This window comes from Halodesulfovibrio marinisediminis DSM 17456 (genome assembly GCF_900129975.1).
Lineage (GTDB): Bacteria > Desulfobacterota > Desulfovibrionia > Desulfovibrionales > Desulfovibrionaceae > Halodesulfovibrio > Halodesulfovibrio marinisediminis.
Window position 1 is genome coordinate 115,606 of sequence record NZ_FSRG01000008.1, and the last position, 21,302, is coordinate 136,907.

The 21,302-nt window shown below is 47.2% G+C and carries 22 protein-coding genes and 1 tRNA gene; 11 read left to right on the top strand and 12 right to left on the bottom strand.

The genetic code is table 11. The features are described 5' to 3' along the window. The first annotated feature begins 189 nt into the window (after positions 1–189). Both hisI and hisG read left to right on the top strand, forming a co-directional pair. The gene (hisI, locus tag BUR09_RS15635) at positions 190–573 is read left to right on the top strand and encodes a phosphoribosyl-AMP cyclohydrolase (protein WP_074217883.1); all 384 of its coding nucleotides are present in this window, start codon (positions 190–192) and stop codon (positions 571–573) included. Next, a complete protein-coding gene (gene hisG, locus BUR09_RS15640; protein WP_074217884.1) occupies positions 573–1,457 on the top strand; it encodes an ATP phosphoribosyltransferase in 885 nt (294 codons plus the stop codon). The genes hisI and hisG overlap by 1 nt, the downstream gene beginning before the upstream one ends. Before the next feature lie 99 nt (positions 1,458–1,556). Here the strand turns inward: hisG and fliW are convergent, their stop codons facing one another. The 11 genes from fliW to BUR09_RS15695 form a co-directional block, all read right to left on the bottom strand. Further along, on the bottom strand, positions 1,557–2,006 hold the full coding sequence (gene fliW / locus BUR09_RS15645; RefSeq protein WP_074217885.1) for a flagellar assembly protein FliW: 450 nt from the start codon (positions 2,004–2,006) through the stop codon (positions 1,557–1,559). Further along, positions 1,985–2,221 carry a carbon storage regulator CsrA gene (gene csrA, locus BUR09_RS15650; protein WP_074217886.1) on the bottom strand — a complete coding sequence of 79 codons (237 nt, stop codon included), beginning with the start codon at positions 2,219–2,221 and terminating at the stop codon, positions 1,985–1,987. Before csrA ends, fliW begins: the two co-directional genes overlap by 22 nt. Positions 2,222–2,316: 95 nt before the next feature. Further along, the gene (locus tag BUR09_RS15655; protein WP_074217887.1) at positions 2,317–4,410 is read right to left on the bottom strand and encodes a FlgK family flagellar hook-associated protein; all 2,094 of its coding nucleotides are present in this window, start codon (positions 4,408–4,410) and stop codon (positions 2,317–2,319) included. Continuing rightward, positions 4,411–4,875, bottom strand: coding sequence for a flagellar protein FlgN (locus BUR09_RS15660; protein WP_074217888.1), 465 nt, complete (start codon positions 4,873–4,875; stop codon positions 4,411–4,413). Positions 4,876–4,885: 10 nt separating this feature from the next. Next, positions 4,886–6,103: a peptidoglycan DD-metalloendopeptidase family protein gene (locus BUR09_RS15665; protein ID WP_074217889.1), complete on the bottom strand. Its 1,218-nt coding sequence runs from the start codon at positions 6,101–6,103 to the stop codon at positions 4,886–4,888. Then, entirely contained in the window at positions 6,104–7,213 is a 1,110-nt protein-coding gene (locus BUR09_RS15670) for a flagellar basal body P-ring protein FlgI (protein WP_074217890.1), read from the bottom strand. It lies immediately after the preceding gene. Positions 7,214–7,229: 16 nt separating this feature from the next. Then, the gene (locus BUR09_RS15675) at positions 7,230–7,919 is read right to left on the bottom strand and encodes a flagellar basal body L-ring protein FlgH (protein ID WP_074217891.1); all 690 of its coding nucleotides are present in this window, start codon (positions 7,917–7,919) and stop codon (positions 7,230–7,232) included. A gap of 50 nt (positions 7,920–7,969) precedes the next feature. Next, entirely contained in the window at positions 7,970–8,968 is a 999-nt protein-coding gene (gene flgA / locus BUR09_RS15680) for a flagellar basal body P-ring formation chaperone FlgA (protein ID WP_175566053.1), read from the bottom strand. Positions 8,969–8,991: 23 nt separating this feature from the next. Then, on the bottom strand, positions 8,992–9,774 hold the full coding sequence (flgG, locus tag BUR09_RS15685) for a flagellar basal-body rod protein FlgG (protein ID WP_074217892.1): 783 nt from the start codon (positions 9,772–9,774) through the stop codon (positions 8,992–8,994). A 20-nt stretch (positions 9,775–9,794) separates the two neighbouring features. Further along, entirely contained in the window at positions 9,795–10,577 is a 783-nt protein-coding gene (flgF, locus tag BUR09_RS15690; protein WP_074217893.1) for a flagellar basal-body rod protein FlgF, read from the bottom strand. Positions 10,578–10,786: 209 nt separating this feature from the next. Beyond that, entirely contained in the window at positions 10,787–11,374 is a 588-nt protein-coding gene (locus BUR09_RS15695; protein ID WP_074217894.1) for a flavodoxin family protein, read from the bottom strand. 215 nt (positions 11,375–11,589) lie between these two features. Between BUR09_RS15695 and BUR09_RS15700 the strand changes: the two genes are divergently transcribed. From BUR09_RS15700 to BUR09_RS15735, 8 genes are all read left to right on the top strand, one after another. Beyond that, complete coding sequence (locus BUR09_RS15700; protein ID WP_074217895.1) at positions 11,590–13,554, top strand: ABC-F family ATP-binding cassette domain-containing protein; 1,965 nt, start codon at positions 11,590–11,592, stop codon at positions 13,552–13,554. 2 nt (positions 13,555–13,556) lie between these two features. Continuing rightward, on the top strand, positions 13,557–13,949 hold the full coding sequence (locus BUR09_RS15705) for a (deoxy)nucleoside triphosphate pyrophosphohydrolase (RefSeq protein WP_074217896.1): 393 nt from the start codon (positions 13,557–13,559) through the stop codon (positions 13,947–13,949). 92 nt (positions 13,950–14,041) lie between these two features. Further along, complete coding sequence (locus BUR09_RS15710) at positions 14,042–14,485, top strand: DMT family transporter (RefSeq protein WP_074217897.1); 444 nt, start codon at positions 14,042–14,044, stop codon at positions 14,483–14,485. 121 nt (positions 14,486–14,606) lie between these two features. Further along, the gene (locus tag BUR09_RS15715) at positions 14,607–15,020 is read left to right on the top strand and encodes a bacteriohemerythrin (protein WP_074217898.1); all 414 of its coding nucleotides are present in this window, start codon (positions 14,607–14,609) and stop codon (positions 15,018–15,020) included. Between the two features lie 72 nt (positions 15,021–15,092). Next, complete coding sequence (locus BUR09_RS15720) at positions 15,093–16,139, top strand: aspartate-semialdehyde dehydrogenase (RefSeq protein ID WP_074217899.1); 1,047 nt, start codon at positions 15,093–15,095, stop codon at positions 16,137–16,139. An 11-nt stretch (positions 16,140–16,150) separates the two neighbouring features. Then, entirely contained in the window at positions 16,151–17,092 is a 942-nt protein-coding gene (locus tag BUR09_RS15725) for an aminotransferase class IV (protein WP_074217900.1), read from the top strand. Positions 17,093–17,503: 411 nt separating this feature from the next. Then, on the top strand, positions 17,504–18,574 hold the full coding sequence (locus tag BUR09_RS15730) for a glycosyltransferase family 4 protein (protein ID WP_074217901.1): 1,071 nt from the start codon (positions 17,504–17,506) through the stop codon (positions 18,572–18,574). A 4-nt stretch (positions 18,575–18,578) separates the two neighbouring features. After that, positions 18,579–19,025, top strand: coding sequence for a hypothetical protein (locus BUR09_RS15735; RefSeq protein WP_074217902.1), 447 nt, complete (start codon positions 18,579–18,581; stop codon positions 19,023–19,025). A gap of 573 nt (positions 19,026–19,598) precedes the next feature. Here the strand turns inward: BUR09_RS15735 and murA are convergent. Then, a complete protein-coding gene (murA, locus tag BUR09_RS15740) occupies positions 19,599–20,855 on the bottom strand; it encodes a UDP-N-acetylglucosamine 1-carboxyvinyltransferase (RefSeq protein WP_074217903.1) in 1,257 nt (418 codons plus the stop codon). A 343-nt stretch (positions 20,856–21,198) separates the two neighbouring features. On the opposite strand from murA, the gene BUR09_RS15745 reads away from it, so the two are divergent. Further along, positions 21,199–21,274 (top strand) — tRNA-His (locus tag BUR09_RS15745). Positions 21,275–21,302 lie beyond the last annotated feature (28 nt).

Consider the following 21,302-nt stretch of genomic DNA (forward strand, 5'->3'; position numbering starts at 1 on the left):
GAAAGGTTTTCCCCAGCCGTCGGAGACAAAAAGCGCCGCAGACTCGCTAAAAGCAAAAAAAGCGCCGCAGGCCGCATGTTTTACGGACTCTGAGTATTGCAAGTCGTTGAATTATTAGTTAGGCATACAGTTTACAAATTTGAAAATCCTTCCCGAAACATTATAACAAAGACTACCAAAGGGACTTAAATGACAGACTTTACCCCTGACTTTGCGAAAACAGGTGGTCTTGTTCCCGCCATCGCTCAAGATGCAGCGACCGGCGATGTGCTCATGATGGCCTATATGAATGAAGAAGCTTGGAACAGGACTCTTGAAACGGGCGAAGCCCATTACTTTAGCCGCAGCCGTAACGCGCTTTGGCATAAAGGCAAAACGTCAGGACATACCCAGCATATCAAGGCCGTGCGCCTTGACTGCGACAGCGACACTATTCTGCTGATCGTAGAGCAAAAAGGCGGCGCGGCCTGCCATGAAGGGTATAAAAGCTGTTTTTATCGTGAACGTAACAATGAAGGCGAAATTTCAATCTGCTCGCCGTTAGTTTTCGACCCTAAGGAGGTCTACAAATAATGTCTTCTACCAACTCAATTATCAAGCTTGGTCTGCCTAAAGGTTCTCTTGAAAAGCCAACCCTCAGCCTCTTCGAACGCTCCGGTTGGAAAATCCACCAGCACCACAGAAACTACTTCCCAGAGATCAATGATCCGGAAATCACCGCACGCCTTTGCCGTGTACAGGAAATCCCTAAGTACATTGAAGACGGCATCCTTGATGTAGGTCTTACCGGTAAAGACTGGCTGCTGGAAACCGGCGCTGATGTAAAAGTAGTGTCAGACCTTATTTACTCTAAGGTTTCCAACCGCCCTGCGCGCTGGGTTCTGGCTGTTGCTGGCGATTCCCCGTACAAACGTCCGGAAGACCTCGCTGGTAAACGCATTGCTACCGAACTGCTCGGCGTTACTAAAAAATACTTCGAAGATGCAGGCATCGACGTTGATGTTCAGTACTCCTGGGGTGCAACTGAAGCAAAGGTTGTAGAAGGACTTGCTGATGCGATTGTAGAAGTAACCGAGACCGGTACAACTATCCGCGCACACGGTCTACGTATTATCGCAGAAGTTCTTGTTACCAACACCCAGCTTGTCACCAGCGAAGCTGCATGGGCTGATCCTGAAAAGCGCCGCAAAATCGAGCAGATTGATTTGCTGCTTCAGGGCGCACTGCGTGCAGAATCCCTCGTTGGTCTCAAAATGAACGTACCTAGCGACAAGCTGCCAGAAATTCTTAACGAGATTCCTTCCCTGAACTCTCCTACCATTGCAGAGCTCACGGACACAGCATGGCATTCTGTTGAGATTGTTGTAGACCAGAGCATTGTTCGCGACCTGATTCCACGCCTGAAAGCAGAAGGTGCAGAAGGCATCATCGAATACGCTCTGAACAAAGTTATCTAACCGTTAGATAGCCACTACAAAATAGAACACAAAAAGGGTGAGTTGATTGAAATCAACTCACCCTTTTTTATTTGCATCCTATTTTCGCTACTGCGAAAATTATTTGCCCTCTATATTCAAATAGAGCTGGGTTGGCACGTTTCGGTCAGTCAGCGGAGTCTGCACACCACGACGACTTTTTCTGTTTACCAGAATCGGACCAGACAAGTTCAGCGCTGTATTCTCTGGCCTTCCATGAGGGATAGTCACTGTTACCAACACGGCTACGTCAGCAGGGTCTTCAACCTGTAAGGTTTCTTCATCTGCTGAGTTAATGATGACTGGATAATCATCAATAAAGCTGTATGGGTCTGCCACAAGAAAACCCAGATTCGGAGCATCCATACTTTGCAAAACAAGAAATGGAGATGCATCGCGAAGCTGAAGCAGCGTAAAGCTGTGATGGTCCTCAAAACCCAGCAGTCCACGTGGGAACTCAATGACTTTGTCCATAGAGATACTCTGTGTCCCAATACGGGTTTCGATTACTATTTCTTTTTGCTCTTCCATAATTCTGTAGCCATTAAAAAGTCTGTGTCGAGCGTTTCACTTGCCTGACGGTTCTGTTCTTTAATTCGCAAATAAACTTCTTCCCGGTATACCGGCATCTTATCCGGTATATCCAATCCAATTTTTACCTGCTTTCCTTGTACACTGAGGACTGTGACCTTTATGTTGTCCCCTATGCACAAGCTCTCCCCCGCGCGTCGGGTCAGTATAAGCATAGGCGTCACTACTCTTGCTGAGGTTTATGACAAAAACCTGCTATCGCAGGAACAACTGCGACAAACGGCATCCGTCATTTCACAGTGTTTTTATACTAGTTAGGCATCCCCGCGATAACCTGCATCATGTCTTCCGCAGATGTAATAAGCTTCGCAGCTGCCTTATATGAGTGCTGAAATCTCGTCATTTCAGAGATGTCAGCATCCAAATTACTGCCGTGTATTGTGGCATTCTGACGAGAAAGGTCAAGTAGCAGGGCTTCATTAAATTGCGTTTTGTATAATGCAGTTGTTGCATCATCTTTTGCCTGAGCACTTAACGAGGAATAATATTCACGCGCACTGACAGTTTTTGTTGCTTCACCCGGGGTGTTGAAAGAAAAAGTTTTATCTTTCAACGCAGCGATGAACTTCGCTGTCTCACTGCTTTCAGCTGCGACAGCCCCCGCATTGTTTACAATGCCAGCGTTAATTGCAGATTCATCGTCACGCACACGCTCGTGCACTTTCATATCCTTTGCAGTTGTTCCCGCAAAATATGTATTCATTCCCAGTGCGGCAAAAAGATGAGAACTATCTTCGCCAAAAGAAAGCGTGTAATTCTCGGCAGCAGTTATCTGCAATACATTCTCTTCAATTGTTGCAGAACCAAACTGGCCTAAAGAACTGCTAATGGCATCACGCACGTTGTTCAAAGAATGAACTGCCGGATCAAACTCACGGACGTACGGCGCAACGCCGGAAAAATCGATAATACCGTAGGCAGTTGTCGGCGCTGGCTTGCCTGTTTCGGTATTAATGGCAAACAATGTCATTTTACCAGCAGAAACAGTTTGTCTTGTAGCAAGGCCGGAAGCATTGCTGGAAAGCGGAGCATCTGCGTTAATAACACCATTTGTCGCAGTGATTTCAGACTGCGGAATGGTTGAAGCACCTTGCGCATGCAATTTATTCACTTCTGTAATAATGGTGGAAACAAGGCTATCCAGCTTTTCTAAATACTTCCCTAACTTATTGTCACGCAACTGCATAAGGCCAGAAATCTGTCCTCCAGTAATGCGCAACTCATTGTCACTACCGTCAAAGAAACTTTGCGGTGTAACATTTACCCAGCCCTGAGGAGTAAATCCCGTCACATGCTGCTTAGGAACAATATTAATAGTATCCCCTGCAGCCAACATACCTGAATTAGAGTTAAATTTTATATTCAGTCCCTGAACTGAAGGCGCAGAACCGTTTGCTGCAACCGTAAATTGGATATCGTTTCCTTCAGCATCGGAAAGCCATGAACGCTTGCCGTCCAATGAAGCTCTAAAGCGCACTTCTCCTGTCCCTACAGCACCACCCTGCGTTACCTCTAAAACAACCTCACGAGAAGAAGTTCCTTCAAAGGTCACAGAACCATCAAAAGTAGAAGCCGGGGTAAGGCGCGGTGTCAAAGACGGTTCACTTAAATGCAATGTGTATGCAGAAGTTCCATCAACAAGGGTAAAGCCGGAACGGGTGGAAACCTGCATCTGTTCACGAGTGTTGATGCTGGTTTCAATATCCAGCTTCTCAGAAATAGCATGAACAATCGCGTTACGCTCACGAATCAAGTCACTGCGGGCACCAACACTTTCCGGTGAAGCAAGGCGTGCGTTCACATCCACTAACGCCTGTAATTTTTCATTCAGCTCTACCAGAGATTCTTGAACTCCTTCAGAAATTGCCTTTGAAGTAGACTCAAGCATCTCGCGCTGCCCACGAAGCATCTGCACCATTGCATCTGAACTATTAAGAACATTTTGCCTTGCAGTAGCATCTTGCGGCTTCTGACTCAGCGTTTTCCAGTTATCAAAAAAACGGCTGATATTATCCTGAGAGCCGAGAGCCTCTTCTGTGGCAAACATAGAATCGACATTAAGTAACATCTCACGCTGACTATCCCAACGTGCAAAGTCTGAGGTTCGGGCAATAGTCTGGTGCTCTACCTGCTCCACAAAACGGGATATCACCTCGTTACCAGTCGTACTGATATTCATAAGCCCCGGCAGATAGTAAATACCGGTATTTTGACCAGGCTGCTGGTCTGCAGGCGCAACTGTCCCTGTATTGCGTACTGGAATGTTGCTATCAGTAGGCTTAATGTCCTTAGGAGGAGTGTAGACGGTGTTGCCGCCTAAATTGAGTAACGAGGTTATAGCCATTTACAGTCTCCCGTGTATGAGTACGGCCTCCGGACGACTTTGCGTGTATGCTCCGGTTCTTCCGTAGGTAGCGTTGTTGCGAGGTTGAATTTGACTTTGCAAGTGATTGAGCAGTGACTGGCTCTGATCATGCAAAGCTAGCGCCAGTTCTGCGTTCATTGAAGCCTGACGGGAACAACGTTTTTCTAAAACATCTATGCGACCAAGCAGTTCTTTAAGTGCTGCCTGTTCTTCTTCTGCAAGAACTTGGAGAACACCAGCAAGACGCTGTCCACCCAAAGAATTTTTTAGCGTTGTACGTTCATTTGCAATCTGACGCATGAGTTCATGAATCGAAAACTCAAGTCCGGTAATTGATTCCGGTTTACGCTCGCGTAACTCGGCAAACTCTTCCGTAAGTAATGCCTCAAGCACCTCAAGCGCTTTTTCCTGACGATGCAAATTCTGGTAAGTTTCTGTGTACATGGTATCTCCTTTAGGTTACCCGACCGATTGGAAGCCCCGCCATCAGGCGAGATCTGATCTGTTGAGGATTCCATGCAAGTTCGCCCTGTCGCACTTCGAAGTGCAAATGCGGCCCTGTGGAACGTCCTGTACTACCTACTTCAGCAATTTTCTTGCCAGCCGCGATTGTTTCGCCAACTTCTACATTCAATTTGCTGTTGTGACCGTAGTAACTGCGCCATCCGTTAGGGTGTTCCAGAACTACCAGTTTGCCATATCCTTTCTTTTCACCGGAATAGATAACCTTACCATCCCATGCAGCAGCGACTGGATCACCAGTCTTTCCGGCAATATCAACACCGCTGTGCCATGCTTTTTTCCCAGTAAACGGGTCCTTTCTCCAACCAAAGTTTGAAGAAATCGGTCCCGGAAGCGGCCAATTGACTGTCGCCATATCCGGTGAAGGCTCAATCGGTCCACCTATGCCCACAATCTGTGAGACTTCATTTGAAGCTTCAATGGTTGCCGATTTTATTAAATCTTCTTCAACTGCAATCTGTTGCGCTACAGGAACCGATTCAACCTTTGCCTGCTGCTCCGAGGCTGGCTCCACTGGATCAGGCACAACACGATCCGGATCTGAAATAAGCTCCATAACGAGCTGACGCTCAAGCTCATTCACATTTTCCACAACATCCTTGTCTGTCATGGCTTGCAGATTGGTATTGATAACACGGGTCGCAGTAGGATCTGTTTCCAGTTCCTGCTCTTCCATCGGCGAATATAAATCATCCAGAGATGAAGGAGTAGGTGTTTCAGCACGGTTTGATACTGCCTTCACTTTGTTGAAGACATCGGTTGAAGACAGATCACGGAGCGCAACATTACCGCCCTTACTGTTGGTATCACGGCTGGCATCGCCAAGTTTTTCAGAAAGCTGCTTGTAAAGCATGTCTGCCAGACCAATACCGCCTGACTGAGCCATTTTTACAGACAGTTCCTGATCAAACATGCCTTGCCACATCTGCTCCTCACGACTCTTGAACATGCCGCTTTTCGGAACAGTGTTACGCATTTGCTGCCACATTTTCTGAATAAATATGGCCTCAAATCCTTCCACCGCTTCACGCAACTTAGCACTTTCAGCCCCGCCGCCCTTTTGCAGGGCGGAGAGCTGTTTTGTTTTTGCTTTAAGCTGCTGTGCCCCAATAGAAGCATTCAGCATATCAGAATCAACAGGAGCTACCATCTAGATCACCTCCAGTTCCGCATGCAGCGCACCGGCTGCCTTCAGAGCATTGAGGATTGAGATAAGGTCACGCGGTGTTGCACCGATAGCGTTCAGACCGTCGGTCAATTCCTGAAGGGTTGCACCTTTCATCAAAACGAGACGTTTATTTTCTTCTTTCACTTTCACATCAGTCTGCGGCGTAGTTACAGTCTTGCCGTCAGAAAACGGATTAGGCTGAGAAACTTTCTCGTCTTCTTTAACAACGATCTGCAAAGAACCGTGCGCAATTGCCACTGGTGAGATGCGAACATTTGCCCCCACAACAACGGTTCCTGTGTTTTCATCAACAACAACACGTGCTTTCTGATCCGGTGTCACTTCAATGTTCTCAATAGCTGCCATCAGAGGAACAATATTATTCCTGTACTGCGGAGGAACATCCAAAGTGATGGTTGAAATATCTCTGGCAAAGGCAAAATTACCGCCAATGGCCCTGTTCAGGCTTTCTACAACCTGATTTGTTGTGGAAAAATCACCGTTATGCATATTCAGAGTCAAAGACTCCTGACTATTAAACTCAAACGGTACTGCACGTTCAACGTTCATACCGTTTGGGATACGTCCCACGGTGGTAATGTTCTTCTGAACCTTGGCTGCCTTACCTTCTGCAGAAAAACCACCAATTGCTACTGGTCCCTGTGCAAGACCGTACACCTGTCCATCGACACCTTTAAGAGGTGTCATGAGGAGTACGCCGCCAAGCAGGCTTTTTGCATCACCAAGGCTGGAAACAGTAACGTCAATTCTTGACCCTGGCTTTGCAGAGACAGGAAGCTTTGCTGTTACCATTACCGCAGCAATGTTTTTTGATTTAATATCGCGGGGACTTACACTCACACCCATTTTTTCCAGCATGTTTACAACAGCACGCGTGGTAAAAGTGGAAGATGAGCTGTCACCTGTGCCGCTTAGACCGGTAATAAGACCATAACCGACAAGCTGGTTATCACGGACGCCGCCAAAGTCAGCTATATCTTTAATACGAACAGCACTTGCCGCCTGCGGAAGCGCAGCAGCCATGACAAATGCGAACACCAGAAATACAGCTATGTGTTGAATACGTTTCATACTATCTATACCTATCTTAGAACGGCCACACGGTATCCATCAGGCGTGTAATCCAGCCGGGCTTCTGCTTATCTGCGATAACGCCTTCACCGAAGTATTTAATACGGGCATTCGCAACCTGACTTGAGAGAATGCTGTTATTATCCGCAATATCTCGAGCACGAATTAAGCCGGTGAGCATCAGATACTGCGTTTCATTATTCACCTGAGTCTCACGAACACCTTCGATCTGAAGCAGGCCACCGGGACTTACCCGCAGTACGCGGCATGCAACGGTTGCAGTAAACTTGTTCTCCCGGTTTGTTTCGCCTTCCCCCTTAAACTTATTTTTACCACTTGCCTTCACCATCGGGTTGGACAACTTGCCAAGTAACGGAAGAGAAGACTTGCCGAGGAAAGCATCTACACCAAGATCAATGGAAGAATCCTTGTCGCTTGTAGTATCTGCCTTGTTCTTGGCGCTGGCATTTTCCACAATATTCACCATAACTATGTCACCAACACGACGTGCACGGTTGTCTGCAAACAAAAAATCTGCGTTGGTAGGCTGGAAGAGTGACCCCGGATTTGCCCGCGCCATTTCCGGTGTGAGCAATTGCGGCGGCTCTGCAACCGGCATGGACGGAACCGGCTTTTCCTTAGCAGCCTGACATCCTGTCAGCATGAGCGCTGCCAGAATGATGACACTGTAAAAACGAACATTCATGGAATACCTCGTACTCAAAAACTTTGTTATATCGGCTAATATCAAGGATCTTAGCGATTTCTTTCTATAATCACGGTGCTGTCGTCCAACACGGTGGCGTAAACTTGCCTTTTACTTTGCAAATTACGAACCGGAATGACTTCTCCTGTGCGCCCGTCTTCCATTGCCTTGGCAGTTACGGACAAACGGATTGCAGACCCCTTATATACGAGTTCAACACGAGAACCCTTTACAACCACAGGAACGCCTTCCAGATCGCCTTCAAAAATTGGAGTTCCAGCGCCGAGGGTTCGTGTTACACGATATGGTCCCCCTCGACCGTCCCATGGTTCGCCACGCAGGTACGCCAAATTTTTGCGCTCATGCGTAATACTATCCGGTGTAAGCAACTCATTTCTGTTCAAAGGAATTGCGGCACACGGCACTGTTACCCATAAGTCCAAAAAAGCACCGCCAGTTATGCGACGGACAACTTGTCCGGTAGGATCAATTTCTCTGAACCTGATGCCGATACGTCCTGCCTGCACTGTGCGCAGCGGTTCAATATCGAGCCGGTTTTTTGAATCACGAAGAAAAATAAAATTCGGAATCGTCATGTCGCGCAAAACAGCTTCGCCTTCCAGCTGCTGTGTTGCATTGCTGATAGTACGTGTAACCATTTGCGAAAGCGTATTTTTCTGCACAACCTTGCCCCCACGCTGAATAGCAATGGAGCCAGGAAGAATAGCTTTGCTCGCCATACCGCCCAGATACTTCTGCAGCGCATTACGAAGCTTAGGACGGGTAATGGACATTGGCCTTCCGTACTTGCGCGGAGCCGGCCACAATTTTATTTTGGCAAAGTTTTGCCATGACTGAAACGCGATGTCGCCAGAAGGTTTAGCAATATCACCTAACAGCACAACATCTCCTGTTACGACAGCAGCAGGCAATACAGTAAAATGCCACTTGGTTTCAGAAGCAGCAGCGTTACCGACCATTGAGAGCATGCACACAGCCATGCAACACAGGACAACCCGCTTCATAAAAATGAAGGATAAAATACGCATACGCATGTTCCGAAAGTTATTTCTTAACTTTTAAGCTGTGCTGCGAGCTGCAACATAGAATCTGAAGTCTGGATCGCTTTGGAGTTCATCTCATAAGCACGCTGGCCGACAATCATGTTTACCATCTCGTCTACAATCTCAACGTTAGACATCTCAAGGAATCCCTGAGCAAGGGTGCCAGTTCCATCCTGACCAGGAACGCCTTCAACAGCTTCACCTGAAGCTTCAGTCTGAGAATAAATATTACGACCAAGTGGATCGAGACCAGCCGGGTTAATGAATGTGTACAACGGAACATCTGCTGCAGCTAATTCTTTCCCCTGAGAGTCAATCGCTGCAAGACGACCGTTCGCGGACAGAGTTATCCGTTTAGCATCCTGCGGTACAATAAACTCCGGCTGAAGCTTGTATCCGTTTGAGGTAACAATAGTGCCATCTTTATCAAGCTTGAACGCACCTGCGCGGGTGTAACGAAGCTCACCGTTCACTTCTACCTGAAAGAAGCCATCGCCTTCGATGGCGAAATCAAGCTGGTTGGTGGTGTTCTGGAAATCGCCCTGTGTAAAAAACTTGTGTGCACTCGCAGGACGAACACCCATACCAACCTGAACCGGTGTTGGAACCTGTCCACCATCAGCGGTTGGCGAACCAGCAATTTTCATGGACTGGTACATAAGGTCTTCAAACTCTGCGCGGCTTTTTTTAAAGCCGATGGTGTTCACGTTCGCAAGGTTGTTCGAAATGGTATCAATATTCAGCTGCTGGGCATACATGCCGGACGCAGCAGTCCAAAGGGAACGCATCATAACTACTATCCTCCATAGGACTAAGCGCTGGATTTACCCAGACGTTGCGTTGAGTTTTTGTCCAGTTCACCACTGGTTTTCATAATCTTGGTATAGGCTTCAAACTGACGGTGTGCTTCAATCATATTCACCATCTCAGAAACAACCTCGACATTTGCAGATTCCAGCGCACCTTGCTGAAGCTCAGCCTGTGCCGCTGGCTGTTCCGCAATATCGGCACCTTCACGCACTCTGAACATGTTCTGTCCGAGTTTTTCCAATCCGCGCAGGTCATCAACAGTAACAAGTTGAATCTGACCAACCTGCACGTTGTTTGCGTACAATTCACCACGCTTACCAACGATTACGTTCGCATTACGCGGCAACGTAATCGGACCGCCATCACCGAGTACGGGATACCCTCTATCTGTAACCAAAGTTCCGTCATTGCTTTGACGGAACTTTCCATTACGAGTCAAAAATTCACCGTCAGGAGTTTGGATTTTAAAAAATCCTTCCCCGTGGATAGCCACGTCCAGCGGGCCTCCGGTGACTTTTACAGCTCCAGGCGTAAAGTCCGTCTGAGCAAGTGCAATACGCGGTCTTGCCATATGTTTCGGCTCTGGAAAGAGCTTTTCTGAGCGAACATTTGCTACAGGTTCCATGATCTCATCATGGGCAAACTTGACAAAGGTATCCTTAAACGCAAGGGTGTCACGCTTGTAGCCTGTTGTATTTATATTAGCCAAATTATTACTTATATTGTTAAGACGGTGTTCATTTGTTAGAGCACCGAACAGGGCGCTATACACACTGCTTTGCATGACTCATCCTCCCATGTGGAATTTCTGTCAGGATGATAATTGCAAAACGTGCGCCAAAGAATATACGCCAAGTTCACCAGCAAACAGGACAACAAAGAAAAAGAGGAGAACGGTGCGGCTTCCAAGGCTTCTGGAAACAACACAATTCTCCTCTTTTTACGCAGCTGACAAACTTATGCCAGTAGTGGAGGTACAACCCTATGACATCACTAGCTGCTTACAGACCCAACCAATTTTTTAGCAGCGTCTTCTATTCGAGCTACAGCGTCGCTGTTCTTTTTTATCCCGCCAGCATCAAAGGTATTTAACACCGCCAGCTCGGCAACTACTTCAAATCCAAGAGCCTCGAGCGGCATACGCATAGCATCCAATGTCATGCCCATATCCGCCATGCTCTCCTGCTCAGCAATAGCACCAATAACTGCTTTCCTGCCTTGTCCTGCCAATCTGCTAGACCAACCTCTAGGGCGGCTATTCGTGAAGTCATAAAAACAGTAGAGCCTATCAATGAACCCTTTCACCCATGCTGTCACATTATAATTATGCACAGGCGAGATGAGCACCAATCCTTTAGCCTCTTGAATCCGCGGGTAAAGCAATGTCATGCCGTCATTAAATTTCGTACAGATTTTATCTTTCCTGCAACGTTCGCACCCCACACATGGCTCATATCTGTAATCCCGCAAGTGGGCTTTATAAAAAGGAGTGCCAGCCTGCTCACTGACAGCAGAAAACATCTTAAGCATCGCATCTGAATTACCGCCTCTGCGCGGACTTCCTTCTACTCCAAGAATCATATCCCAACTCCTTGATCATGAACGAGTTATGCAACCATAAAGCAACAATGCCATCCCAACCCTATCTGCACATAGACTGACGCATACGAAAAGGCATCAAGAACTCAAATACAAAACATTATATATCAGATAGATACAAGATAAAAAACAGTACACATTAACTTACTGGTGTTTCCATACAGCATCTGGTATTTGAGCCATCTTGCGAGATAATTATGAGCATTACATTAGACAATATATCTAAATTCTTCGGTGGCGACGAAATCATCCCTAAATTCTCTCTGGATATTGCGGATGGTACCCGTCTGTGCGTTTGCGGCCCCAACGGGTGCGGTAAATCCACACTTCTTAAAATGGTAGCCGGTATCATGTCCGTTGATTCCGGACGCGTGCTGCTACCAAAAGGATGTCGCCTCGGCTTTGTCCAACAGGAACTGGACGAATCCCTTCTTGGCCTGCCTCTACTCAGCTGGGTGCTGGAAGTTCTGCCGGACTGGAATAATTTCTGGGAAGAATGGGAAGCAGCGAGTCAGGCTCAAGATGAAGCCGCCCTGAAACGTCTCGGCCTACGTCAGGCAGAGCTTGAGCAGATTTACGGTCACAACCCTGAACACAGGGCAAAGACTGTTCTCACTGGTCTCGGTTTCAGCGAAGATAAGTGGCTCAAGCCTATGCGCGAGCTTTCCGGTGGCTGGCGCGAACGCGCAAAGCTTGCCCGAGTACTCACCGCCGGTGCAGATGTTCTGCTTCTTGACGAACCGACAAACCACCTGGATCTCGACGCCGTGGAATGGCTGGAGAACTTCCTGCTGGATTATCAGGGTGTTCTTATCTTCGTTGCGCACGACAGAATCTTCATGGATAAAGTAGGTAGCCATGTGCTTTTCCTTGGCGGCAACAAGCCAATGTTCCGCAAAGGCAACTTCTCCCAGTTCCTCGTGATTCAGGAAGAATTTGAAGCGCAAAAGGAACGTGAAGCAGCCAAGCTTCAGGAAGATATTGCTCGCAACATGGACTTTGTGCGCCGTTTTAAAGCTAAGGCGACCAAAGCACGTCAGGCCGGTTCCAAGCAGAAAATGGCACAACGCCTGCAGAAAGAACTTGATGGTATTAAGTTCGAAACCAAGCGCAAACAGCTTGCCTTTGCATGGCCGGAGCCTGCCCCTGCAGAAAAGCTCATTCTCAGCGTATCCGACCTGCGGTTCACCTATCCTGACGGTGTTACCCTGTGGTCAGACCTAGAATTTCAACTGTACCGTGGTCAAAAGATTGCCCTTGTTGGCCCTAACGGCTGCGGTAAATCCACCCTGCTCAAACTTATTGCCGGACGTCTGGAAAAGAACCAAGGTTCTATCATGATGGCATCCAAGGCAAAAATGGGCTACTTCTCCCAGCATCAACTGGACACACTGAATGCACAGAACACAGTACTCAGCGAAATTCGTCGTCTTTCCGACCCGAAAACAACTGAAGAAGAACTGATGTCTGTTCTTGGCCTCTTTATGCTCGGACAAAGCTACTTCGAGCGTGTTGTCGGAGAATTATCCGGCGGTGAAAAGAGTCGTCTGATGATGGCTATTCTGTTCCTCTCGCGCTGCAACTTCCTTGTACTTGACGAACCGACTAACCATCTCGACCTTGAGTCCCGTGAAGCACTCGTCGAAGCACTCGCGTCATTCGAAGGCACTATTCTGATGGTTGCGCACGACCGTTACCTCTTAAAAGAAGTAGCAAACCAGTTATGGAGCCTTTCTCCAAAAGGTCTCATGGTGCATGAACGCGGTTTTGAAGAGTATGACAAGTACCGGAAAGAGCAAAATGCCCTTGCCAGCGGCAAATATAAAGAAAGCTCTCCAAGCGGCGGTTTAAGCCGTGAAGAACAAAAGCGCCTCAAACGCGAGCAGGCTGAACTGCGTAACCGCATCTACAAAGAACTAAAGCCTAAACAGCAGACATATGAGAAAATGGAAGAAAAACTCATGCTCATGCTGGAAGAACAAGGCGAACTGGAAACAAAAATGGCTGATCCTGATTTCGTGTCCAACTCAGCAGAAATGCAGGAAGCACTCAAACGTTTTGGACAACTCCAGAATGACAGTGAAGCACTCATGGAAGAAATGGGCGAACTCGAGATAGAGATTAACGAACTGGAACAACAGCGCGAAGCGCTCACGAGCTAGTCATGAAAAAAACCATTACAGTCGTTGCCGGTATTGTATGGGATGGTAAGCGCTATCTTGCAGCAAGAAGACCGGACAATGCACCATTCGGCGGTTTCTGGGAATTCCCCGGCGGTAAAATTGAACCGGACGAAACACCGGAAGCCGCACTTGTACGAGAGTTTCAGGAAGAGCTGAACATTACGCCTACCGAATGGAAGTACTGGCAGACAGTTACCCATGAGTACGAGGAGCTTATTGTTACGCTTCTTTTCTTTCACATAACCGCATTTACAGGTACACTTATCCCTCAGGAAGGACATACTGTACAATGGGTTATGCCTCATGAAGCCTCTAAGCTCAATTTCCTAAAAGCAGACATTCCCATCGTGCAGGCGTTATCCACGCTAGCATAGCGCGACCATCGCAGTTGAGCCCCGAATTCTGCTGAGGGCTCTTTCACTTGTGGCAGATAAGCCAAAGGCACCGCGCTAAGAGGGGTAAGCTTATGCATACCGCATTGCTGTTTCTTGCACTTTGTGTCGGCACATTTATGCCCCTGCAAATGGGGCTGAACGCCATGGTAAACCTGCACTGGAGCCATAGCGCCCCCATCGCGTCACTCATTTCCTTTTTTGTAGGGACGATTGCATTAAGTCTCTTCGTCTACATGAGCAAAACCCCTATTCCCCCCTTCGCCACTTCTACTGTTCCTTGGTACGCGTGGTTTGCCGGCCTTCTTGGGGCTGTCGGAGTCACAACACTCACCTTCCTTGCCCCCCGCCTCGGCGCTCTAGCAATGGTCTCACTTATTATCTGCGGACAACTTATCGGTTCCGTCGTCTTCGACCATTTCGGACTTGTCGGATACACAATCCGCCCAGTAACCCTTATGCGTATACTAGGAATAGTGCTTCTTATAGCTGGCGCATACCTTGTAAATCGCTATTAATACCATCACTCTATATTACTGATTGAATTACTGCCATTGTTGTCCTATTGTCTCGCCGTGAAAGTATATTGATAAGGAACACCTAGCCCTTTCCCAAAGGGATGCTATTCGGGAGATATGCATGGCGACATTTGAGTGGAACTCTTCAATGAATACCGGCATTGCTGTAATTGACGAACAACATGCTGAACTTACGCAGATTATTAATACCCTGTACTATGCATATATGGACGGAGAAGAAGACACCGTTCTTAGCCCGCTTATTCACAAAGTGAATGACTACGCACACATGCATTTTGCCACAGAAGCTGATTTAATGAGCGCGTACAGAGAAGAGATTCCAGACTTTGATGGGCACATGGAGCAACATAGAGAATTCTTTTCCAATGCTATTGGATTCCTGCTGGATTATCTTAATGATAAAGCAGATATTACTCCTGAGCTCTTAGACTACCTTACTGACTGGTGGTTTAATCATATCAATGAAATAGATCGGAAGATGGCTGAGTTTTTATTAAATCAAGGTGCAGCATAAACAGAAATGGCGGTTTCTGTAGTATACTGTGTCGACTATTACCCAATTTCTATGTGCTCAAGGAGAGTTTAAATGAGTAAAGATCGTTTGGTGGTTGCCGTTGTCGGTGCCACAGGTGCTGTAGGGCGGGAAATGCTTTCCGTATTGGAAGGTCGTGATTTTCCAGCTACCGAGGTTATTGCCCTCGCATCCGCACGATCCGCAGGCACGACAGTACCTTTTGCGGGTGCTGAACTTAAAGTCAAAGAACTGACTGAAGACTCTTTCGAAGGCGTTGATATTGCGCTCTTTTCCGCCGGTGGTTCCACGTCTGAAAAATTTGCTCCAATCGCCGCAAAAGCTGGCTGTGTTGTTGTAGACAACTCCAGTGCATGGCGTATGGATGACCGCTGCCCGCTTGTTGTTCCAGAAGTAAACCCGGAAGCACTCGAGAAGCACAACGGTATTATTGCTAACCCGAACTGTTCTACTATCCAAATGTTAGTAGCGCTCAAACCGCTGCACGACACCGCTAAAATCAAGCGTGTTGTTGTTTCTACATATCAGGCGGTATCCGGTTCAGGTCAGAAAGCAATTACCGAACTCGAGACACAAACCCGTCAGCTTTTCAACATGCAGCAGCCGGAAGCGGAAGTGTACCCGTACCAGATTGCGTTCAACGCACTTCCACAGATCGATGTCTTTATGGATAATGACTACACCAAAGAAGAAATGAAGATGGTTAACGAGACCGTTAAGATCTTCAACGATTCTTCCGTAAAGGTAACTGCTACCTGTGTACGTATCCCTGTATTCTACGGTCACAGTGAGTCCGTAAACATTGAGACTGCACAGAAGATTACCCCAGCAGAAGCTCGTGCTATCCTTACTCAGGCACCGGGCGTAACCGTACTTGATAACCCGGGTGAAAAAATCTACCCAATGGCAATTGATGCTGCAGGTCAGGATGACACCTTCGTTGGACGTATCCGCGAAGACGAATCCATTGAAAATGGTCTGAACATGTGGATTGTTGCAGACAACATCCGCAAAGGTGCGGCCCTCAACACTGTACAGATTGCTGAAGAACTGATTAAGCGCGACCTTCTTGGTGTGAAAGACACAACCGTATTCGACTAGGAGAAGCAACCGTGGCGACAGTATGTGATACAGAAGAGTACATTTCTAAAATCCTGAACAGCCGTCGAGCCGGAGAACGCAACGTGCTGGCCTTTTACGAGCACCGTATCGGCTGTATTTGCAAAAACCCGAGACTGATGCTGCTGCCAATGGACGACCATCTTGCCCACAGAGGTGATGGCGTTTTTGAAAACATGAAATGGGTAAACGGAAAACTGTATCAGCTTGATGCGCACATTGAGCGCATGAAACAGTCTGTTAAGGGACTGCACCTGTCGCCACCTTGTACATGGGATAAGCTTACAGAGCTTGCTGTTGACGTCGCCAAGGCAGCAAAAACACAAGACGGTCTGCTGCGCATCATTATTGGTCGCGGCCCTGGCGGATTCGGTATCGACCCGAAAGAATGTCCGGTAAGCAGCCTGTACATTATAGCCTACAAGTTCAAGCCGAAGCCGGAAGAATGGTTTGAAAAAGGCGCAACCGCCTTCCGTTCCTCCATTCCGGCAAAACCTGCGCACATGGCGCGGGTTAAGAGTGCGAACTACATCCCTAATGTGCTCATGAAGCGCGAAGCGGATGAACGCGGCTTTGATATCCCGTTCAGCTTTGATTCAGACGACTTCATTGCTGAAGGTGCAACAGAAAATGTTGCTCTTGTTACTCAGGAAGGGACACTTCTTGTTCCTGAATTCTCCAATGCGCTTGCGGGAACAACCATTATGCGCGCTGTTGAATTGATGAAAGACAAGATCAAAATTCAATTTAGCCCAGTTCGTGAGGACGATCTTTACCGAGCTAAAGAAGTTCTCATTTTCGGTACAACATCAGACTGTATCTCGGTTGTCCGCTTTGAAGGTCAACCCATCAACGATGTTCGTCCGGGGCCTGTTGCCAAACAAATCAGAAAACTTCTCAAAGAAGATCTGGAAGCAAACGGACTGCCACTGTAGTCAAACTCATGTGACTATCTGCCGATAGTCCCGACATGCAAAGTATGCATCGACCATGTACTATCGGCTCTGGCTCTGCTTGCATGCATGATATAATATAGAGCCGGTGCTGTTTATTTTTAACGGCACCGGCTTTTTAACGGATTGACGACACCTCCGTACACTGCCACACTACTTTAAAAAAATATCATTCTCACGTACTGTTACGTATGTTTTGAACATTTTTTCGCATCGCTGCACACTAGTTGTTTCTTCTCCTTAAAAACTTGCAGTAACCAGCAGCAAACAGTGTGCGACTTCGTCTTAATCGACAAAAAGACTCTCTGGAGTCTGCTACCTCACTAGAAATAATAACGTCACAGCACGAATCCACGTGGAAAGGGGTCGGGCTGGATAGTCAGGAAAATACGTATGCACATCTTGTTGCTTGATCTCGGAAAAGAAATGCGCGGTGGACAATGGCAAGTGTTCTATCTGGCGCGGGCACTGGCTCGTTCTCAAGAATTCACAGTAACGCTGGCCGCTCCTGCCAACGCACCATTACTTACACACGCAGCCGAAGTGGAAGGGGTAACCATTATTCCTCTTTCCAGCGCCTCCGACTGGGACGTACGCAACATATATAAACTTCGCCGCGCCGTGAAAAAACATGGTGCACAGGTAATCCACACAAACTGTGCAAAGAGCGCGTCTCTTGGTGCCATTATCAAAAAAATGTGCGGTGACGCATTTCGCCTCATCCACACCCGCCGAGTTTCATACCCTCTTAAAACGGGATGGAGCGGCAAAAAATATTTACTCGCAGATGCCGTTGTGGGCGTCAGTCAGGAAATTTCCGACACCATGCTGGAATCTGCTCCAGAACTCGACTCCAAAAAAGTTTTCACCATTCATTCAGGAATTGATTCGTCACGCTATCAGGCCAAGAAAGATCGTAACGACGAACGTATGATCATCGGTATGATTGGCGCGCTGACAGAACAAAAAGGCCATGTTGTTCTTGTAAGAGCACTTGGTGAGCTTATCAAATACAAAGACCTTCCAACATGGGAAGCACGCTTTGTAGGCGACGGCCCTCTGTTCGGAGAAATAAAAGAACTGGCTGAAGAGCTTGAAGTCAGCAGCCACATCGCCCTGCTGGGACGTCAGGATGCCCGCGACCAGCTTCCGTATTTCGACCTATTGGCTGTACCATCCGTAAACGGTGAAGGCTCATCAGGCGTCATAAAAGAGGGATGGGTAGGCCAGCTTCCAGTTGTGGCATCTGACCTTGAGTCCAATCTTGAACTGGTTGAAGACCAGAAAAGTGGACTGACCTTCCCGAACCATGACCATGAAAAGCTCGCACAGCTTCTACACGATCTTATGCTGGACGAGAAACTACGTGCGAACCTTGTAGAAGGCGGTAATAAGCGTGTTCAGCTATTTACCGATATGAAGATGGCAACAGCCTACATGGAGTTATATAAACAAAGCTGGTAACACCGTGTCCATATCCAAGATCGTCCTCTATTTCTGCTGCATTCTAGTACTGGTACTTCCGTACCTTGCATATGCAATGGACGAAAGTATTTCCTGCTATCTAGCAGCGTTGCTGCTGTTACTTGCAGCCATATGGGGAATCGTAAAGATACGCAGGTCTGCGCAAAAGAAAGTACATCTCAGCAGACCGTTAGGCATGGAAACCTCTCTTCGGCCGCAATCACAACAGCTTGCCAACGACATTATGAGTACCTACATCGGCTCAATATACGATAAGGCACGCTTTATGTCGGATTTTGATATGGAAAAAGAGCTTGAGACCATCTTTTCCCACGCGGTTTACACGCTTGAACAACATGATCTGATCTTAGAAGATAACACGCTGGAACAGCTACGCTTAACACTTCTCAAAACAGCTCAACGCGGATTGAAAGACAGAAAAACGGCGTAAAAAAACGCCGCATATTTCAAATATACAGCGCACTGATCCAAAACAGGAAAGGGGCGCTCAGAGTAAGGCACATCTGTGCAGTCCAACGTACTGTACGGATGTGCCTTACTCTGAGAGAAGGGGGAGCCGGCCAGGTTCCCCCTTTTCCATTCTGTCCCTCATTGCAAAGCAACACAAGAGAGACAAGAACACTAAGGTATATGGTTTATGCCCTCAATGTTCCGGAAAAAATATATCCTGCAATCAACCTATCTTTCACAACTGTCAACAAAACAATACAGCACCAGTTCTGCAATATGTTGATTTGCGAACAAACTGCTACTCATCCGGACAGGATTGCAAGATGATGCGAAACATCGCGCATGGAATACCACTGACAAAGTGATGTGCCAAGAGTTTGTCTTAAGGTAGCCCTGATAAATTTTATGCGACCAAACATTAGCTTCCTGAAAGACATTGCCGTTCAGGCGGTAACAGGAAAAGGAAGGCTTTTCCTGCACTAATGTAAACAGTGTTCACTTTAGAGAACAAAAAAAGGCCTGCACCCTCTTTCCGGTTGCAGGCCTTATGCGCTTAATCTTCGTTTACGCGCTGAATTCGAGCACCTACAGGAATAAGTTTTTCTTCAATGTGCTCGTACCCACGATCTAAGTGGTAAATACGCTGCACATGTGTTTCGCCTTCTGCGGCGAGTCCTGCAAGAACAAGGGAAGCACTTGCGCGAAGGTCAGATGCCATAACCGGCGCACCACGCAGCACAGAACCACCTTTAATGCGAGCAGTACGACCGACAGGACGAATATCTGCTCCCATACGTGCCAATTCAGGTGCATGCATAAAACGGTTCTCAAAAATGGTTTCTTCCACCATTGAGGTTCCGTCTACGTAACACATCAGCGCCATGAACTGTGCCTGCATATCTGTCGGGAAACCTGGATACGGCTGAGTGGTAATTTCCACAGGAGAAAGCTCACCCGTATACTTTACGCGAGTTCCGTTTTCTTCTTTAGTTACTTCAACGCCCATTTCTTTAAGCTTACTGATCACAGCATCAAGGGCATCATCAGGACAATTTTCAAGAAGCAGATCACCTTTTGTAATTGCAGCAGCAATCATAAAGGTACCGGCTTCGATTCGGTCAGGCATAATTGCGTATTCACACCCTTTCAGACGTTCAACGCCCTGAATGCGGATAACGCTTGAACCTTGACCTTCAATCTTTGCACCACACGCAATAAGGAAGTTAGCAAGATCTATAATTTCCGGCTCGCGGGCTGCGTTTTCTAAAATAGTTTCGCCTTCTGCGAGTGCTGCAGCCATAAGCAGGTTTTCTGTACCGCCTACGGTTACTTTTTCAAAAACAATATGCGCACCTTTCAAACGACCTTCACATCTCCCCATGATGTACCCTGAGTCCACTTCAAAGACTGCGCCCATTTTTTCAAGTGCAGAGAGATGCAAATCAACTGGACGTGCACCGATGGCACAACCACCAGGATATGCAACTTTAGCTTCACCAAGGCGGGCAAGCAGAGGGCCGAGACACAACACAGAAGCGCGCATTGTTTTTACAAGCTCATACGGCGCTTCAGGTTTCGGATTGCAACCTTCTGTTTCAACTACCCCGTCAGCAAACCGACCCGGGCACCCAAGGATATCCAGCAAACTAATAGTAGTGCGGATATCGCGTAGGTTAGGCACGTTGGTAAAACGTGCTGGCTCAGCAAGAAGAATTGAGCCCATTAAAATCGGTAATGCAGCATTTTTAGCACCGCTGACACGGATTGTTCCTTTTAACGGAACCCCACCTTGAATAACTAATTTTTCCATACGTCTCCCTTGAATGGGTATCCAATACGAAGAATGTGTTGCTAAATTTAGATCGAAAAGCATAGTCTGATCATTGTATGATACGAGACTGGAACAATATATGAGAAGCATCCCTACTGGTTGCCCAAACTCATTATTATTACAACGATAGACAAATTAGGCTGATCAGCCCTATGCATGGGATTAGAATTTAGGAAGACATTCTAGGTTATACAACGAATATCACTCCCTCTCATGTAAGGTCGTATAAGCCGACTTACCCTAGGAAGCAATAAATTTAAAAAAAATGAATTTTATGCTTGACCGGAAAGCTCGAAATCTATAGAACCCATTCCTGCTTGTGGCGGATGTAGCTCAGTTGGTAGAGCACACGGTTGTGGCCCGTGTTGTCGAGAGTTCAATCCTCTTCATTCGCCCCATCCAAGTAAGAACGCCCCGTACATCGTA

What these genes read in the sequence shown, in the direction of transcription:
- hisI (WP_074217883.1), top strand. Translation starts at nt 190, where the DNA reads ATGACAGACTTTACCCCTGACTTTGCGAAAACAGGTGGTCTTGTTCCC.
- hisG (WP_074217884.1), top strand. Translation starts at nt 573, where the DNA reads ATGTCTTCTACCAACTCAATTATCAAGCTTGGTCTGCCTAAAGGTTCT.
- fliW (WP_074217885.1), bottom strand. Translation starts at nt 2,006, where the DNA reads ATGGAAGAGCAAAAAGAAATAGTAATCGAAACCCGTATTGGGACACAG.
- csrA (WP_074217886.1), bottom strand. Translation starts at nt 2,221, where the DNA reads ATGCTTATACTGACCCGACGCGCGGGGGAGAGCTTGTGCATAGGGGAC.
- BUR09_RS15655 (WP_074217887.1), bottom strand. Translation starts at nt 4,410, where the DNA reads ATGGCTATAACCTCGTTACTCAATTTAGGCGGCAACACCGTCTACACT.
- BUR09_RS15660 (WP_074217888.1), bottom strand. Translation starts at nt 4,875, where the DNA reads ATGTACACAGAAACTTACCAGAATTTGCATCGTCAGGAAAAAGCGCTT.
- BUR09_RS15665 (WP_074217889.1), bottom strand. Translation starts at nt 6,103, where the DNA reads ATGGTAGCTCCTGTTGATTCTGATATGCTGAATGCTTCTATTGGGGCA.
- BUR09_RS15670 (WP_074217890.1), bottom strand. Translation starts at nt 7,213, where the DNA reads ATGAAACGTATTCAACACATAGCTGTATTTCTGGTGTTCGCATTTGTC.
- BUR09_RS15675 (WP_074217891.1), bottom strand. Translation starts at nt 7,919, where the DNA reads ATGAATGTTCGTTTTTACAGTGTCATCATTCTGGCAGCGCTCATGCTG.
- flgA (WP_175566053.1), bottom strand. Translation starts at nt 8,968, where the DNA reads ATGCGTATTTTATCCTTCATTTTTATGAAGCGGGTTGTCCTGTGTTGC.
- flgG (WP_074217892.1), bottom strand. Translation starts at nt 9,774, where the DNA reads ATGATGCGTTCCCTTTGGACTGCTGCGTCCGGCATGTATGCCCAGCAG.
- flgF (WP_074217893.1), bottom strand. Translation starts at nt 10,577, where the DNA reads ATGCAAAGCAGTGTGTATAGCGCCCTGTTCGGTGCTCTAACAAATGAA.
- BUR09_RS15695 (WP_074217894.1), bottom strand. Translation starts at nt 11,374, where the DNA reads ATGATTCTTGGAGTAGAAGGAAGTCCGCGCAGAGGCGGTAATTCAGAT.
- BUR09_RS15700 (WP_074217895.1), top strand. Translation starts at nt 11,590, where the DNA reads ATGAGCATTACATTAGACAATATATCTAAATTCTTCGGTGGCGACGAA.
- BUR09_RS15705 (WP_074217896.1), top strand. Translation starts at nt 13,557, where the DNA reads ATGAAAAAAACCATTACAGTCGTTGCCGGTATTGTATGGGATGGTAAG.
- BUR09_RS15710 (WP_074217897.1), top strand. Translation starts at nt 14,042, where the DNA reads ATGCATACCGCATTGCTGTTTCTTGCACTTTGTGTCGGCACATTTATG.
- BUR09_RS15715 (WP_074217898.1), top strand. Translation starts at nt 14,607, where the DNA reads ATGGCGACATTTGAGTGGAACTCTTCAATGAATACCGGCATTGCTGTA.
- BUR09_RS15720 (WP_074217899.1), top strand. Translation starts at nt 15,093, where the DNA reads ATGAGTAAAGATCGTTTGGTGGTTGCCGTTGTCGGTGCCACAGGTGCT.
- BUR09_RS15730 (WP_074217901.1), top strand. Translation starts at nt 17,504, where the DNA reads ATGCACATCTTGTTGCTTGATCTCGGAAAAGAAATGCGCGGTGGACAA.
- murA (WP_074217903.1), bottom strand. Translation starts at nt 20,855, where the DNA reads ATGGAAAAATTAGTTATTCAAGGTGGGGTTCCGTTAAAAGGAACAATC.